The organism is Pseudonocardia sp. Ae505_Ps2 (assembly GCF_001932425.1).
Lineage (GTDB): Bacteria > Actinomycetota > Actinomycetes > Mycobacteriales > Pseudonocardiaceae > Pseudonocardia.
In genome coordinates this window covers 2979434-2993723 of the sequence record NZ_MCIP01000001.1, presented here as the reverse complement: position 1 = coordinate 2993723, position 14290 = coordinate 2979434, and the positions used below count along the sequence as shown (strand labels likewise).

The 14290-nt window shown below is 75.6% G+C and carries 14 protein-coding genes; 6 read left to right on the top strand and 8 right to left on the bottom strand.

The window, feature by feature from the left end; genetic code table 11:
* Positions 1-30: 30 nt before the first annotated feature.
* Positions 31-978, bottom strand: coding sequence for a glycoside hydrolase family 16 protein (locus Ae505Ps2_RS14365; protein WP_139318784.1), 948 nt, complete (start codon positions 976-978; stop codon positions 31-33).
* A 375-nt stretch (positions 979-1353) separates the two neighbouring features.
* On the opposite strand from Ae505Ps2_RS14365, the gene Ae505Ps2_RS14360 reads away from it, so the two are divergent.
* Positions 1354-1755, top strand: a complete 402-nt coding sequence (locus Ae505Ps2_RS14360; RefSeq protein WP_020624207.1) for a cupin domain-containing protein — start codon at positions 1354-1356, stop codon at positions 1753-1755.
* 10 nt (positions 1756-1765) lie between these two features.
* Here the strand turns inward: Ae505Ps2_RS14360 and Ae505Ps2_RS14355 are convergent, their stop codons facing one another.
* From Ae505Ps2_RS14355 to Ae505Ps2_RS14340, 4 genes are all read right to left on the bottom strand, one after another.
* Positions 1766-2800 (bottom strand): PHP domain-containing protein, encoded by a 1035-nt coding sequence (locus Ae505Ps2_RS14355; RefSeq protein ID WP_075307742.1) that lies wholly within the window; start codon positions 2798-2800, stop codon positions 1766-1768.
* 10 nt (positions 2801-2810) lie between these two features.
* A complete protein-coding gene (locus tag Ae505Ps2_RS14350) occupies positions 2811-4394 on the bottom strand; it encodes a CHAD domain-containing protein (protein WP_084786277.1) in 1584 nt (527 codons plus the stop codon).
* Positions 4395-4453: 59 nt separating this feature from the next.
* Complete coding sequence (locus tag Ae505Ps2_RS14345; protein ID WP_249265270.1) at positions 4454-5941, bottom strand: FAD-linked oxidase C-terminal domain-containing protein; 1488 nt, start codon at positions 5939-5941, stop codon at positions 4454-4456.
* A gap of 178 nt (positions 5942-6119) precedes the next feature.
* Positions 6120-7073 carry an FAD-dependent oxidoreductase gene (locus Ae505Ps2_RS14340; protein WP_075307746.1) on the bottom strand — a complete coding sequence of 318 codons (954 nt, stop codon included), beginning with the start codon at positions 7071-7073 and terminating at the stop codon, positions 6120-6122.
* A gap of 74 nt (positions 7074-7147) precedes the next feature.
* Here Ae505Ps2_RS14340 and Ae505Ps2_RS14335 point away from each other — a divergent pair, with 74 nt between their 5' ends.
* Positions 7148-7759, top strand: a complete 612-nt coding sequence (locus Ae505Ps2_RS14335) for an MSMEG_1061 family FMN-dependent PPOX-type flavoprotein (protein ID WP_075553693.1) — start codon at positions 7148-7150, stop codon at positions 7757-7759.
* Here Ae505Ps2_RS14335 and Ae505Ps2_RS14330 read toward each other — a convergent pair.
* Positions 7746-8717 (bottom strand): o-succinylbenzoate synthase, encoded by a 972-nt coding sequence (locus tag Ae505Ps2_RS14330; RefSeq protein ID WP_075307748.1) that lies wholly within the window; start codon positions 8715-8717, stop codon positions 7746-7748. The genes Ae505Ps2_RS14335 and Ae505Ps2_RS14330 overlap by 14 nt on opposite strands.
* A 50-nt stretch (positions 8718-8767) precedes the next feature.
* Here Ae505Ps2_RS14330 and Ae505Ps2_RS14325 point away from each other — a divergent pair, with 50 nt between their 5' ends.
* Genes Ae505Ps2_RS14325 through Ae505Ps2_RS14310 form a run of 4 tightly spaced genes read left to right on the top strand, consistent with a single transcriptional unit; the run spans position 8768 to position 12449 of the window.
* Positions 8768-9373: a TetR/AcrR family transcriptional regulator gene (locus Ae505Ps2_RS14325; protein ID WP_020626810.1), complete on the top strand. Its 606-nt coding sequence runs from the start codon at positions 8768-8770 to the stop codon at positions 9371-9373.
* Between the two features lie 26 nt (positions 9374-9399).
* Positions 9400-10161, top strand: a complete 762-nt coding sequence (locus Ae505Ps2_RS14320; RefSeq protein ID WP_075307750.1) for a siderophore-interacting protein — start codon at positions 9400-9402, stop codon at positions 10159-10161.
* Positions 10162-10213: 52 nt separating this feature from the next.
* Positions 10214-10954: a response regulator transcription factor gene (locus Ae505Ps2_RS14315; protein WP_060711037.1), complete on the top strand. Its 741-nt coding sequence runs from the start codon at positions 10214-10216 to the stop codon at positions 10952-10954.
* A gap of 4 nt (positions 10955-10958) precedes the next feature.
* On the top strand, positions 10959-12449 hold the full coding sequence (locus Ae505Ps2_RS14310) for a HAMP domain-containing sensor histidine kinase (RefSeq protein ID WP_075307752.1): 1491 nt from the start codon (positions 10959-10961) through the stop codon (positions 12447-12449).
* Here Ae505Ps2_RS14310 and Ae505Ps2_RS30375 read toward each other — a convergent pair.
* Positions 12435-13241, bottom strand: coding sequence for a MerR family transcriptional regulator (locus Ae505Ps2_RS30375; protein WP_083695676.1), 807 nt, complete (start codon positions 13239-13241; stop codon positions 12435-12437). The genes Ae505Ps2_RS14310 and Ae505Ps2_RS30375 overlap by 15 nt on opposite strands.
* Before the next feature lie 365 nt (positions 13242-13606).
* A complete protein-coding gene (gene speG / locus Ae505Ps2_RS14295; RefSeq protein WP_020626815.1) occupies positions 13607-14146 on the bottom strand; it encodes a spermidine N1-acetyltransferase in 540 nt (179 codons plus the stop codon).
* Positions 14147-14290: the final 144 nt, after the last annotated feature.

Sequence of the window (14290 nt, the reverse complement as noted above, 5' to 3'; positions counted from 1 at the left end):
GACCCCGCGGTCCGGCTCCGCGGTCCGGCCTCAGCGCTGCTCGCGGGCGAGCATCGCGGTCTGCGCCTGCTGTTCGGACCCGGACAGCTCGCGCGGCTTCCGGCCCGGGAAGTCGCGGGGCTGCCCGGTCGCGGCCGAGCCGGGCGGCAGACTCAGCGTGGCCGCGCTGCTCTGCGGCAGCGCCCACTGCCGGGCCCAGTCCATGTGCATGGCGGTCGGGCCGCCGGCGTTGCCGAAGTAGTCGAGCTGCATGGTCATGTTCATCGCGCGGGGCGGGAACTGGTCGGTGTCGGTGTTGGAGTACCACTCCTTCCCGTTCACGTACCCGGTGATCTTCTCCGGGGTCCACTCCAGCGCGTAGGCCGACCACTGCGTCGAGTCGTGCTTGACCGACCCGTAGTCCTGGTCGTTGTCGGGTCCGTAGTGCAGGAAGAAGCTGGTCTTCTGGCGGGAGTCGTCCATGATCTCCATCCAGTCGATCTCGCCGCCCACCGGGAAGTCCTCGGCGACCGGCCAGAGCAGCAGCAGCGCGTTGATCCCGCCCTGTCCCTCGTCCGACTTCACGCAGGCCTCCCACCGGCCGTAGCGCTGGCCGGGGTGCCAGCTGACGGCGCCGGTGTTGCCGTCGGCGTCGGCGGAGATGCTCATCGCCCCGTCGGCGACGGTGACCGCCTCCGGGGTGCGGGTGCCCTTCTTGTTGTGGCCGGGCTCGGGACCGTAGGGATGCCAGTCCGGAGGGACCGTGGTGCCGTCGAAGTCGGACTCGCGGGTGGGGGCGCCCCAGCCGAGCTTCTGTGCCGCGGTCTCGGTGCAGTGCGACGACGCCGGGGGTGCCGCGGGGTCGGCGACGGTCCGGGTCACGACGCCCGCCGGACCGGCGGGTGCCGCCGACGCCGACGACGCCCCGGCCGTGGTGACCGCCGAGAGTGCGAGCGTCGCGGCCAGCATCGCCACCGTCGTCCTGGTCCTGGTCCGCACCGTGGATCACTCCTGTCACTCGGTCACCTGCGGTCCCATCTCACGTGCGGTGGGTGAGGAGCACCAGTCGAACCACCCGTCCGGGGGGCGCGCGCACGGGTGTGATGCGGTCGCCCGTGCACGGAAGGTGATCCTCCTGCGGGCACCGGTGACGTCGGGTGACCGGCCGGTGTGCGACGGCGGGTGTGGCACCCGTCGCCGCGCGGGGCGCCCCGCGGACGGAGGTGTCGCACCCCGGCGGGGACTCCCGCACCCGCCGCGACGGGTGCGGCGACCGCACCAGGGGTGCGACGCGCCCCAGGGGCCGATGCCCCCGGGGCGCCACGAGGTGGGGACCCGGGGACGGACCGTGCGTCCGCCTGCCACAGTGGCGGCGTGACACGTCCCGACCTCGCCGTCGCGCTGGACCTCGCCCCGCACCCGGAGGGCGGCTGGTACCGGCGGACCTGGACCTCGCCGGTCGTCGTCGAAACCCCGTACGGTCCGCGCCCCTCGGCGACGGCGATCCTCTACCTGTTCGACGCCCCCGGCCGCTGGCACCGCGTCCGGTCCACCGAGCTGTGGTGCCGGCACTCGGGCCCGGAGGCCGACCTGGTCCTCGGTGGCGACGGGCCGGACCCCGTCCCCGCGGCCCGGTTGCGGCTCGGGCCGGGAAGCCCGCAGCAGGAGGTCCCGGCCGGGGTGTGGCAGCGGGCGGAGCCGGTCGGGCCGGGGCCGGTCCTGGTCAGCTGCGTCGTCTCCCCCGGCTTCGACGTCGCCGACTTCGAGCTGCGCTGAGGGGACGGGCTCAGCGGCGCAGCAGGCCGGCCCGGTCGCGGGTGTTGCGGATCCGCTCCGGGTCCACCCCGCAGGCGACGGCGCGGGCGCAGCCGTGGTCGAGCCAGTCGAGCTGCCCGGGGGCGTGCGCGTCGGTGTCGATCGTGAACTCGCACCCCGCCTCGACGGCCAGGCGCAGCAGCCGCTTCGGCGGGTCCAGGCGTTCCGGCCGGGAGTTGATCTCGACCGCGACCCCGTTCGCGGCGCAGGCGGCGAACACCGCGGGCGCGTCGAACTCCGACTCCGGGCGCTTCCGGCGGCCGGTGACCATCCGCCCGGTGCAGTGCCCGAGCACGTCGACGTGCGGGTTCGCGACGGCGGTGAGCATCCGCTCGGTCATCTCGTCGCGGGGCATCCGCAGCTTCGAGTGCACGCTGGCCACCACCACGTCGAGCGAGGCGAGCAGGTCCTCGGACTGGTCGAGGGCGCCGTCGTCGAGGATGTCCACCTCGATGCCGGTGAGCACCCGGAAGTCCGACCCGGACGCGGCGATCCGCTCGTCGAGCTCCGCGATCTGCTCGACCTGGCGGCGCAGCCGGTCCGCCGACAGCCCGTTGGCGACGGTCAGGCGCGGCGAGTGGTCGGTGATCACGAGGTAGTCGTGGCCCAGCCCGATCGCGGTCTCGGCCATCTCGGCGAGCGGGGAGCCGCCGTCGGAGGCGTCGGTGTGGCTGTGGCAGTCCCCGCGCAGGGACTCGCGCAGCCGCAGCGCCGCCTCCGCCAGGGGGATCCCGGTGGCGTCGGCGCGGGCGACGGCGTCCTCCAGCCGTCGCAGGTAGACCGGCTCCTCCCCGGCGACCGACTCCCCCACGCAGCGCGCGGTCACCTCGCCGACGCCCTTGAGGTCGGTCAGGCCGCCCGCGGCGTGCAGCCGGGCCAGCTCCTCGGCGCTGCGGCCGCGCAGGGCGGCGGCCGCGGTGCGGAACGCGCGGACCCGGTAGGTCGACTCCTGCGCGCGTTCGAGCAGGAACGCGATCCGGCGCAGGTCGGCGACGGCGTCTCTCACGCCGCGCAGGCTAGCGGCGCATCCACCGGCGGGCGCGCCGCGTCCACGCCGTCTCCCACACCGTGGGCAGCCTGCGCTCGAGGTCGAGCATGGTCGCGGTGTCCCGGCCGTGCAGCACACCGAAGGTGAACCCGTTGCCGTGCTCCGCGCCGGCGCGGGCCCCGAGGGTCCGCAGGGTCTCGCGGGAGACGACGGCGTCCTGGTGCTCGCCGAGCACGTCGGAGACCTTCTTGAGCCGCTTCGCGAACGCCCGCGCCTCCTTCCCGACGCTGGGCCGGGCGACCTCGGTGGCGTAGCGGAGCTGCTTGCCGGTCTTGCGGGCGTCGTGCAGCGACTCGGGGGCGACGTGGCCGGCGTCGAGGTCGGCCAGCGCCCGCTCCATCCGCCGCTCCAGCTTGCGGGCCGTGCGCCCCACCATCGCCGGGACGACCGTCGCGGCGGGCCTGCGGGCCCGGCGCGACAACGGCGGGTCGGCGAGCAACCGGCGCAGGGCACCCTGCAGTGCGGCGTAGCGCTCGCCGTCGACGACCTCCAGCACGGCGGCCCCGGTCTCGGCGCGGGTACGGGCGAAGTGCCGGGTGACCGCGGCCTGCACCGGTCCCAGCAGCAGCTCGGGCTCCAGCGCGGCCAGCCGGGCGGTCAGGCGTTCCTCCTGCACCTCGGCGTCGCGCTCTCCGGCCAGGGCCCGGCCGAGCCAGCGCAGCTCGCCGACGAGGTGCCCGACCCGCGGCCCCTCCAGGAGCCCGCCGAAGGTGCGCAGCGCGCTGCGGAGCCGGCGGGCGGCGATGCGCATCTGGTGGACGGCGTCGGGCCGGTCGGCACGCAGGTCGGCCTCGCGGGCGGCCAGGGTGTCGACCTGGTCGCCGAGGTAGCGCAGGAGCAGTGCCCCGGCGCTGCCCTTCCGGCCGGTGCGGCGCGGCGGGTCGGCGGGCGCGGCGGCGGCGAGCAGCGCGGCGAGCCGGGCGTGCGCGCCGCGCGGTGCACGCACGAGTCCGGTGTCGCGCAGTGCCTCGTCCAGCTGCCGGAGCCCGGCGGTGTCGGCCGCCCCCGGCTCCACGACGGCCTCGGTCCAGCTCTCGACGGTCGCGACCTCCCCGAGCAGCGCGATGTCGACCTGCTCGCGGGCCAGCGTGGCGAGGTCCGTCCCGGTCGCGTCGCGCAGCCGGTCGACCCGGCGGGTCACGTGCACCCGACCGACCGGGACGAGTGGTGCGTCGCCGCGGACCCCGCGGACCAGGGCGTCGACACCGTCCGGGACGGCGCGCTCACCGGTAACTCCCTCGACCTCGCTCGCGGGCAGCGGCACGCGCAGCGGCTCGTCGGCGTCGGGCAGGCGCAGCACCCAGGTCGTGGACGGCGGCACCGCCGACGCGCGGTCGGGCACGGTGTGTTCGACGACGAGCTCGATGCCCGCGGCGACCAGCCGCAGGTCCGCGGTGTCGACCCGTCCCACCTCTCGGACCTCGGCCTCGACCACCGGCACGACCTCGGCGACCCCGGCGACGCCGGTCAGGCGCGGCGCACCGGTGTGCGACGGACCGCGGTAGGTCAGCGCGAGGGCGGAGGGGACGAGGGCCGGGTCGGTGGTGCTCATCGAAGAGTGTTCCCGCTCTCCCGGCGACCACGCGCGGCCATCCGGGCGACACCCGCGGTTCAGACCGCCTTGCCCGGGTTCAGGATGCCGTCCGGGTCGAGCGCGGCCTTCACCGAGCGCTGCAGGGCCAGCACCCCGGGGCCCAGCTCGCGTTCCATGCCGTCGCGCTTGAGCAGGCCGACGCCGTGCTCCCCGGTGACCGTCCCACCCAGTTCGACGGCCGCGTCGATGATCTCGTCGAACGCGGCGCGGGTGCGCTCCCGGGCGTCCGGGTCGTCGTGCGGGGTGAGCATCAGCGGGTGCAGGTTCCCGTCGCCGGCGTGCGCGACGGTCGCGATCCGGACCGCGTGGCGGCGGCCGATGTCCTCGATCCGGGCGAGCATCTCCGCCATCCGGGGGCGGGGGACGCAGACGTCCTCGGTCAGCATGCCCATCCCGAGCTGCTCCAGCGCCGGGTAGGCCATCCGGCGGGCGGCGAACAGCGCCTCGGACTCGGTCGCGTCGGTCGCGGCCATCGCCTCGGTCGCGCCGTGCTGCTCGAAGGCCGCGAGGATCGCGTCGGCCTCGGCGGTCGCGGCGGGCTCGGGCAGGTCGGTCTGGGCGAGCAGCAACGCGGCGGCCCCCTCGGGCAGCCCGGCGTTGCGCCAGGCGTTGACCGCGGCCAGGCACTCCCGGTCGACCAGCTCGAACACCGCGGGCTGCAGCCCCTGCTCGGTGACGGCGGCGACCGCGGCCCCGCAGTCGGCGAGGGAGTCGAAGAACCCGACGACGGTGCGCGGCGCGGCCGGGCGGGCCGGGCGCAGCTTCACGGTGATCTCGGTGATGATCCCGAGCGTCCCCTCCGAGCCGACCATCAGCCCGGCCAGGTCGTAGCCGACGACGCCCTTCGCGGGGCGCCGCCCGACCCGCACGACCTCACCGGTGGCGGTGACGACCTCCAGGGCGAGCACGTAGTCGCGGGTGACGCCGTACTTGACGCAGCACAGCCCGCCCGCGTTGGTCGCGACGTTGCCGCCGATCGTCGACCAGGGCGCCGACGCCGGGTCCGGCGGGTACCAGAGGCCCTGCTCCGCGCAGGCGGCGCGCAGGTCGTCGTTGACCACCCCCGGTTCGACGACGGCGAGCCGCTCCCCCGCCGAGATCTCCCGGATCGCGGTCATCCGTTCCAGGCTGACCAGCACGCAGCCGTCGACGGCGTTCGCCCCGCCGGACAGCCCGGTGCCCGCGCCCCGCGCGACGACCGGCACCCGGTGCGCGGCGCAGGCCCGCACGGTCGCGGCGACGTCGGCGGTGGTCCGCGCCCGCACCACGCACAGCGGCGTGCCGTACTCGGCCCACTCGGCCTCGTCGTGCACGTAGGGACGCACGACGTCGGGGTCGGTCAGGACCCGGTCGGCGTCGAGCGCGGCCGCCAGCTCGGCGAGCACCGCGCGCCCCGCGGCGTCCGGGCCGGAGGCGTCCAGCTCCACGGGCGCGGTGGACCCGCCGAAGGGCCGCCCCTCCGGCGCGACGACGACGGGGGCGGCGGCGGTGACGCGGTCGGGCATGACCCGACGGTAGGTCGCCGACGCCCACGCGGCCAGGGCCCGCCACTACCCACCCTCCCCGGGACCTGTCGGGGCTCGTCGAAGTTCGTCGAGATGCGGCTCAGGGCTGCCCGCCGCGACAGCCCTGAGCCGCATCTCGGCGACGGGGCGTGGCGGGCCTGGGGCGGTGCGTGCGGGTTCAGCGGCCCAGGCGCCCCGTGAGCTCCTCCGCCAGCTCCAACCCGGACAGCCAAGCCGTCTGCACCCGGGACCGGCCCCAGCCGTCCCCGGCCAGGGCGACGCCGTCGTCGCCGAGGTGGAAGGTCTGCTCGCGCTGCGCGGCGGGGGCGGCGAAGCGCCAGCGGTGCACGTGCGTCCACTCCGGCGCGGCGGTGATGTCCAGCAGCTCACGGACCGCGGCGGTCATCGCGGGCACCGCGCCGGCGGGATCGGCGTCGTGGGCGCGCGCGAGGTCACCGGTGGAGTGCGCGACGAGCACCGGCGCGTCGTCGCCGCGGCGGTCGCCGTCGTCGGCGACGAGGGACAGGACGGGGTGGTCGTTGACGAACGCCGCGGGCAGCCGCGGCCAGTCCCGGCCGGCGAACCCGGCGGTCAGGGCGAGCACCGGGTTCCACACCCGCCCGGCGACGGCGGCGCCCGCGGGGGTGTCCGGGTCGAGCAGCCGGGCCGCCTGCGGGTCGGGCATCGCCAGGACGACGGCGTCGGCGCGCTCGCCGTCGACGGTCGGGCCGTCCGGGCCGGGGAGGACCCGCTCGACGGTCCGACCGGTACGGACGTCCAGGCCGCGGGCGGTGTCGGTGACCAGCGACCGCAGCCCGGCCGGTGCCGCGAACCGCAGCGGGCCGGGGCTGTCCGGGCCCCGGGTGGCGCCGTCGAACACCGCGAGGGTGTCGGTCCACCCGCGGACCAGGCCGTCGTCGCGCCAGCGTCGGACGCGGGCGTCGAACCGGTCGTCGGAGACGGTGAAGTAGGCGGCACCGATGTCGGCGGGGCGGCCCCCGTGGCGGTGCACCGCCAGCCGTCCTCCGACCTCGCGGGACCGCTCGTACACCGTCACGTCGACACCGCGGGCCGCCAGCTCCGCGGCGCAGGTCACCCCGGCGATGCCGGCCCCGATCACGATCACGCCCATCCCCGGGACCCTAGGCGGGGGTCGCCAGTGAAGCATGTTCACGGTTAGGGTGACCTAAGAGCGAAGGGGATGCGATGGAACACGTGACCGACGAGGCCAGACTCCGCGAGATCATCGGCGAGGTGCCCGCGTTCATCCGGGACAAGGCGCGTGAGCGCATCGACCCGGTGACCGCGGAGTTCCTGGCGGCGTCGCCGTTCTTCCTGCTGGCGACGACCGGGCCGGACGGCGTCGACGTCTCGCCCCGGGGCGACCCGGCGGGCTGCCTGCTGGTGCTCGACGAGCACACGGTCGCCTTCGCCGACCGCAAGGGGAACCGCAGGCTCGACTCGATGCGCAACATCCTGCACGACCCGCGGGTCGGGATGATCGTCGTCGTGCCGGGGTCCAACGACACCGTGCGGATCAACGGACGGGCCCGGATCGTGTACCGGCCGGACTTCGCCGAGCGGCTCACCGTGAAGGGCTCGACGCCCGAGGTGGCGATCGTCGTCGAGGTCGACGAGCTGTTCCTGCACTGCGCGAAGGCGTTCCTGCGCTCGTCGCTGTGGGACACCGCGACCTGGCCGGACCGGGGCGCGGTGCCCAGCGCCGGGAAGCTGGTGACGGGCCAGTACCGGATGCCCGGCCCGGCGCGGGTGATCGACGCGGCCATGCGCCGCGACAGCCGGGTCAACCAGTACTGACCCGGTCGGCCCCGGCCGCGGCGTCGAGCAGCGCGGCGACGCGGTCGTGCCGGTCGCGCCACCAGGCGGCGCGGTCGGCATCGGCCGCGACCCCGGCCCGGTGCACCGGCTCGGGCGCGACCCGCGGCACGGGCAGGAACCCCCGCTCGGGGACGTACGGCTCGGCGACGACGTCGGCGGCCAGCAGCGAGACCGTCCCGAGCCCGCAGGCGTGGTGCAGCTCCGGCAGCGCCCCGGCCAGCGCGAGCCCGGCGGCGAGACCGACGCTCGACTCCACCGCCGAGGACACCACGACCGGCAGCCCGACCTCCTCGGCGATCCGCAGGGCCCGGCGCACCCCGCCCAGCGGCGACACCTTCAGCACGACGACGTCGGCCGCTCCGGCCCGCACCACCCGCATCGGGTCCTCGGCGCGGCGGATCGACTCGTCCGCGGCGATCGGCACGTCCACCGCCCGGCGGACGGCGGCGAGGTCGTCGACCTCCCAGCAGGGCTGCTCGACGTACTCCAGGCCCCCGGCGGCCCGGTCGAGCTCGCCGATCGCGGCGACGGCCGTCGCGACGTCCCAGGCGGCGTTGGCGTCCACCCGGACCAGCCCGGCGGGGCCGAGCGCGTCGCGGACGGCGGCGACGCGCTCGAGGTCCTCGGACAGCGGAGCACCCGGGTCGGCGACCTTGACCTTCGCGGTGGTGCAGCCGGAGGCGCGCACGATCCGCTGGGCCTGCTCGGGCCCGACGGCGGGCACGGTGCAGTTGACCGGCACCCGGTCGCGCACCGGTTCCGGCCAGCCCGTCCCGGCCGCCTCGCGAGCCGCGGCCAGCCACGCGACGGCCTCGCGGTCGTCGTACTCGGGGAAGGGGCAGAACTCGCCCCAGCCGGCCGGGCCGGACAGCAGCAGGCCCTCGCGCACGGTGATGCCGCGGAACCGGGTGGTCATCGGCAGGGAGTAGACGTCCATTCCCGCTCACTTCCTACCGTCAGTAACTTACTGAGGGTAAAGTCTCCGGCGTGACCGCGCAGACCGTACCCGGCCCCCGCCGCCGCGTGCCCAGGGCGGAGCGCGAGCGTCAGATCGTCGACGCGGCCGTCGCCGTCTTCGGCGAGCGGGGCTACGCCGAGGTCTCGATGGAGCAGGTCGCTGAGCGGGTGGGTGTCACCAAGCCGGTGCTCTACACCCACTTCGGGTCCAAGGAGGGCCTGCTGCTGGCCGCGATCGCGCGGGCCCGGGCCGAGCTGCTCGACGTCGTCGCGCAGGCGGCGGGGGCCGCGGACTCGCCGGAGGCGATGCTGCGGGGCGGGACGCTGGCCTTCTTCCACTACCTGGACCGGCGGGCGCCGGCCTGGCAGCTGTTCTGCTCCGAGGCCGGGGTCACCGACACCGCGCTGGAGGAGATCCGCGCCCAGCAGACCGACTTCATCGCCGCTCTGCTCGCCGCGCAGGTCCCCGGCACCGAGCCGACCCGGCTGACCGGCTGGGCGCAGGTGATCGTCGGGGCCTGCGAGCGGCTCGCCGTCTGGCGCGGCCAGGACGAGGCGGTCACCGCGGACCAGGCCACCGAGTACCTGATGGACCTGGTCTGGACCGGCCTGGCGGGCCTCGGCGACCGGACCTGAGCGCGCGTCCGGGACAATTCCCGGCCATGAGCACGACCGCACCACGCCTGCTGCAGGTGGCCCGCACCGAGCGGGTCACCCCCCGCATGGTCCGGGTGACCCTGACCGGCGAGGAGCTGGCCGGGTTCCCCGGGCACGGCCCGGACCGCCGGATCAAGATGTTCTTCCCGGTCGAGGGCCAGGAACGGCCCGCCGTGCCGCGCGCCTCGACCGGCGGCCCGGTCTGGCCAGCCGGTGAGGCCCGCCCCGCGATCCGCACCTACACGGTGCGCCGCTTCGCCCCCGACGCCGGCGGCCACGGTGAGCTCGACGTCGACTTCGTCGTCCACGCCGGGCACGGGCCGGCCGCCGCCTGGGCCGTGTCGGCCGCCCCCGGGGACTGGGTCGGGGTGTCCGAGCCCGGCGGGCGCTGGGAGCCGGACCCGGCCGCCGCGCACCACCTCGTGATCGGCGACGAGTCAGCCCTGCCCGCCATCGCGACCGTGTGCGAGACCCTCGCCGAGGCCGCCCCCGGGGTGCCGGTCCGGGTCGTCGCCGAGGTCGCCGACGCCGGCGAGGAGCAGACCCTGCCCGGCGACGTCGCCGTCACCTGGGTGCACCGCGGCGCCGCCCCGGCGGGTGAGCCGCTGGTCGCGGCGGTGCGGGCCGCCGAGCTGCCCGACGGCCGCGGCCAGGCGTGGCTGTCCGGGGAGTCCGCCGCGGTGAAGGAGCTGCGCGCGCACCTGCTCGACGAACGGGGGTTCGACCGGCGCGCCGTCTACGCCACGGGGTACTGGCGCGCGCGGTGAACCGACAGCGGACACACAGCCGCCGCACAGGTCCGTGCGGTGTGCTCCTAGCATGACCGAGGTGATGGACCGGGACGCCGACCCGCTGCGCCGCGCCGACGGCGGCCCGATCCGGGTGCTCGTCGTGGACGACGAGCCCACGTTGTCGGACCTGCTCTCGATGGCCCTGCGCTACGAGGGCTGGGAGGTCCGCGCCGCCGCCGACGGGATGTCCGCGGTGCGTCACGCCCGCGACTTCCGCCCGGACGCGATCGTGCTCGACGTGATGCTGCCCGACGTCGACGGCTTCGAGGTGCTGCGCCGGGTCCGCGCCGACACCCCCGAGGTGCCGGTGCTGTTCCTGACCGCGCGCGACGCCGTCGAGGACCGGGTCGCCGGCCTCACCGCGGGTGGCGACGACTACGTCACCAAGCCGTTCTCGCTGGAGGAGCTGGTCGCACGGCTGCGCGGGCTGCTGCGCCGCGCGGGGATGGCCGCCGCCCAGCGCTCCTCGGAGCTGGTGGTGGGCGACCTGGTGCTCGACGAGGACGCGCACGAGGTGTCCCGCGCCGGCGAGCCGGTGGAACTGACCGCGACGGAGTTCGAGCTGCTGCGCTACCTCATGCGCAACCCCCGCCGGGTGCTGTCGAAGGCCCAGATCCTCGACCGGGTGTGGAACTACGACTTCGGCGGCCAGTCCAACGTGGTCGAGCTCTACGTCTCCTACCTGCGCAAGAAGATCGACGCCGGTCGCCGGCCGATGATCCACACGGTGCGCGGCGCGGGCTACGTGCTGCGACCCGCCGCGGACTGACCCGATGGTCGTCACCCGCGTCTCCGGTCAGGTCCGCTCGCTGCGGGCCCGGCTCGTCGGCACGGTGCTGCTGCTGTTCACGGTGGCGTGCGTGGCGATCGGCGTCGCGACGACCCTCTCGCTCGACCGCTACCTGTCCACCCGGCAGGACCGCGAGCTGTCCTTCTCCCTGGAGGGCTTCGTCGCCCAGCAGACCGGGCGCGCCCCCGGCCGGCTCACCCACGACGACGGCACCCCCACGCCGGGCGGCCAGGGCGGGGGCCCGCCCGGGGGGATGTTCCTCGGCCCGGGCCCCGGCACGAACGCGATCGGGGCGGTGCTGGACGACGGCCGCGTCGTGAGCGCCCGCCTGGCCCAGCGGGGCGGGACCACCACCGCCGTCCCCGAGGCCGACCTGGCCGCGCTGCGCTCGGTGCCCGCCGACACCACCGCCCGCGACGTGACGCTGTCGCTGGGCGACTACCGGGCGATCGGCTGGACCGAGGGGACGACGACCTACCTGATCGCGCAGCCGGACAACGCCGGTGCCACCGTGAGCAGGCTCGTCGTCATCGAGCTCGTCGTGCTGGGCGGGGCCGTGGTGCTCACGGGCAGCGCGGCGGCCGTGCTGGTGCGGCGCGCGCTGCGCCCGCTCGAACGCGTCGCCGGCGTCGCCGCACAGGTCGGGAACCTGCCGCTGGACCGGGGCGAGGTGCACCTCGCCGCACGCGTCCCCGACCCCGACCCGCGCACCGAGGTCGGGCAGGTCGGCACCGCGCTCAACCACATGCTCGACAACGTCGAGGGCGCACTCGCCGCCCGCCAGGAGTCCGAGACGCGGCTGCGCCGTTTCGTCGCCGACGCCAGCCACGAGCTGCGCACCCCGCTGACGGCGATCCGCGGCTACGCCGAGCTGTCGCGCCGCGAGCGCGAGCCGGTCCCGGAGCGGACCACCCACGCGCTGGCCCGGATCAGCTCGCAGGCCGAACGCATGTCCACGCTGGTCGAGGACCTGCTGCTGCTCGCCCGGCTCGACGCGGGCCGGCCGCTGGAGCGCGCCGAGGTGGACCTCACGCGGCTGGTCCTCGACGCCGTCGGGGACGCCCACGTGGCGGGCCGCGACCACCGCTGGTTCCCGCAGCTGCCCGACGAGCCGGTCACCGTCACCGGCGACGCCCACCGCCTCGCCCAGGTGGTCACCAACCTGTTCGCGAACGCCCGCACCCACACCCCGCCCGGCACGACGGTCACCGTCACCCTCGGCCACCCCGTCCCCGGCCGGGTCCGGCTGCAGGTCGCCGACGACGGCCCCGGCATCGCCCCGGACGTGCTGCCCCGGGTGTTCGAGCGGTTCGCCCGCGGCGCGGAGGGGCGCACCCGCGCCGGGAACGACACCCCCAGCACCGGGCTGGGCCTGGCGATCGTGGCGGCGGTCGTCGCCGCCCACGACGGGACGGTCGGGGTCGACAGCGCCCCCGGCCGGACGGTGTTCACCGTCGAGCTACCGGTCCGCTGACGGTTGGGCTGCCTCGGAGTCGGCTTCGGGGTCGGCGCGCAGGTCGGCCGGGGCGAGGTCGATGGACAGCCGGCGGATGAAGTCGTCCATCGCCTGCTGCATCGTCTGGCGGAAGGCACCGAGCAGGGACTGGGTGGCGACCGGCTGCAGGGCCTCGACCGCCGTGCGCAGGTCCGCGACGCCGTGCCGGGGCAGCCCGGCCGCGACGTGCGCCGCCCAGACCTGCTCGCGGAACAGCTCGACGAAGATCTCGGCGATCTCCCGGGTGCGGGACAGCAGCTCCTCGCCGACCTGCTGCACCGCCTCCGGTGCCAGCCCGAGCGCGACGGCGTGCGCCCCGGACCGGACCATCGACGGGTTGAGCACACGCAGCCGACCCGGGCCGGTGCGCTCGATCAGCCCGGACGCGGCCAGCCGCTCGACGAACTCCGGGGACGTCCAGGCGCCGGCCCACTCGGCCAGGTCCTCCTCGGCGAGCTCGACCGCCTCCTCCGGCTGCCACGGCGCGAGCATGCCGCGGTAGAGGCGCAGCGCCTCCTCCGCGCTGCTGGAAGGGGTCTGGTTGATCAGCACGCCGATCGCGGCGAGGGAGAACCCGCGCCGCTGCAGACCCGCGATCAGCTCCAGCCGGGCCAGGTGGACCGGGCCGTACCAGGCGGTGCGCCCGCGCATCTCCCCCGGCTGCAGCAGGCCGCGGGACAGGTGGGCGCGCACGTTGCGGACGGTCATACCGGCACGTGCGGCGAGTGTGTCGATCGGGAACTCGTCCCCGGCCGTCGGGGTTCCGGACATCGGGGCAGATCCTACTCGCGACGGCCGGGCGCGCACGGTGACGACGAGCGGACCGCAACCACCCCGTTACCCACCGCGACGACGGTCGCGGGCACTCGCCGACGATCAACGATGTCATCGGTCGGCCGATCCGCACCGCGACATCGGTCCGACACCGGCCAGCACCCGATTCCCGCTGGTCACAGGAGCACCATGGCGAACGTTGACACGAATACGTGTCGAGATAGTAGTGTTCTCGGGTGTCGTCGTCATCAAGGTCGACGCGCCCGACTCCGGTCGCATGCCCGCGGCCGGTGCACGCCGGGCCGGCCGACGGGTCCCCCTCCCTGCCGGCCGGTCCGGTCAGCTCGGTGCGGCCCGTCTACTCACTGCGGTCCGTCGACGGTGCGGCCGAGATGGTCGCGCTGCAGCACCGCCATCCGGTAGGCGTCGTGGTAGCGACCGCTGGCGAAGTACTCCTCGCGCAGCTCCCCCTCGACGACGAAGCCGGTGCGCTCGTAGGCACGCACGGCGCGGGTGTTCTCGATGTCGACGACCAGGTAGACCTTGTGCAGGTTCAGCACGCCGAAGGCGTAGTCGAGGGCCCCGGCGGTGGCGCGGGCGGCGAGTCCCCGGCCCTGGAAGGCGGGGGCGACGATGATCTGGAACTCGGCGTTGCGGTGGATGTAGTCGATCTCCACCAGCTCGACCAGACCGGCCCGCTCACCCGCGCAGTCGATGATGAACCGCCGCTCGCGGTTGTCGTGCACGTGCCGGGCGAAGATCTCCTGCAGCTCGACGAGCGACTCGAAGGGCTCCTCGAACCAGTACGACATGATCCCGGAGTCGTTCGACAGCCCGTGGACGAACGGCAGGTCCTCCCGCTCCAGGGCGCGCAGCCGCATCTCGGGGGTGGTCGTGCTCATGGGGGCCTCCGCGGTCGACGGGCACCGTGCCCGTCGCCCCGGGAACCTACGAGGCCGGTGCGCTCAGCGCCCGACCCGGGCCCGCTGCGGCGTACACGACGGACAGTCGCGCCACGGCAGGCTGCGCGAGTCGGCGGGGCGGGC

Excerpts from the sequence above, each read along its gene's own strand:
- Ae505Ps2_RS14350 (WP_084786277.1), bottom strand. The coding sequence starts at position 4,394 with ATGAGCACCACCGACCCGGCCCTCGTCCCCTCCGCCCTCGCGCTGACC.
- Ae505Ps2_RS14345 (WP_249265270.1), bottom strand. The coding sequence starts at position 5,941 with ATGCCCGACCGCGTCACCGCCGCCGCCCCCGTCGTCGTCGCGCCGGAG.
- Ae505Ps2_RS14340 (WP_075307746.1), bottom strand. The coding sequence starts at position 7,073 with ATGGGCGTGATCGTGATCGGGGCCGGCATCGCCGGGGTGACCTGCGCC.
- Ae505Ps2_RS14335 (WP_075553693.1), top strand. The coding sequence starts at position 7,148 with ATGGAACACGTGACCGACGAGGCCAGACTCCGCGAGATCATCGGCGAG.
- Ae505Ps2_RS14330 (WP_075307748.1), bottom strand. The coding sequence starts at position 8,717 with ATGGACGTCTACTCCCTGCCGATGACCACCCGGTTCCGCGGCATCACC.
- Ae505Ps2_RS14320 (WP_075307750.1), top strand. The coding sequence starts at position 9,400 with ATGAGCACGACCGCACCACGCCTGCTGCAGGTGGCCCGCACCGAGCGG.
- Ae505Ps2_RS14315 (WP_060711037.1), top strand. The coding sequence starts at position 10,214 with ATGACCGAGGTGATGGACCGGGACGCCGACCCGCTGCGCCGCGCCGAC.
- Ae505Ps2_RS14310 (WP_075307752.1), top strand. The coding sequence starts at position 10,959 with ATGGTCGTCACCCGCGTCTCCGGTCAGGTCCGCTCGCTGCGGGCCCGG.
- Ae505Ps2_RS30375 (WP_083695676.1), bottom strand. The coding sequence starts at position 13,241 with ATGTCCGGAACCCCGACGGCCGGGGACGAGTTCCCGATCGACACACTC.
- speG (WP_020626815.1), bottom strand. The coding sequence starts at position 14,146 with ATGAGCACGACCACCCCCGAGATGCGGCTGCGCGCCCTGGAGCGGGAG.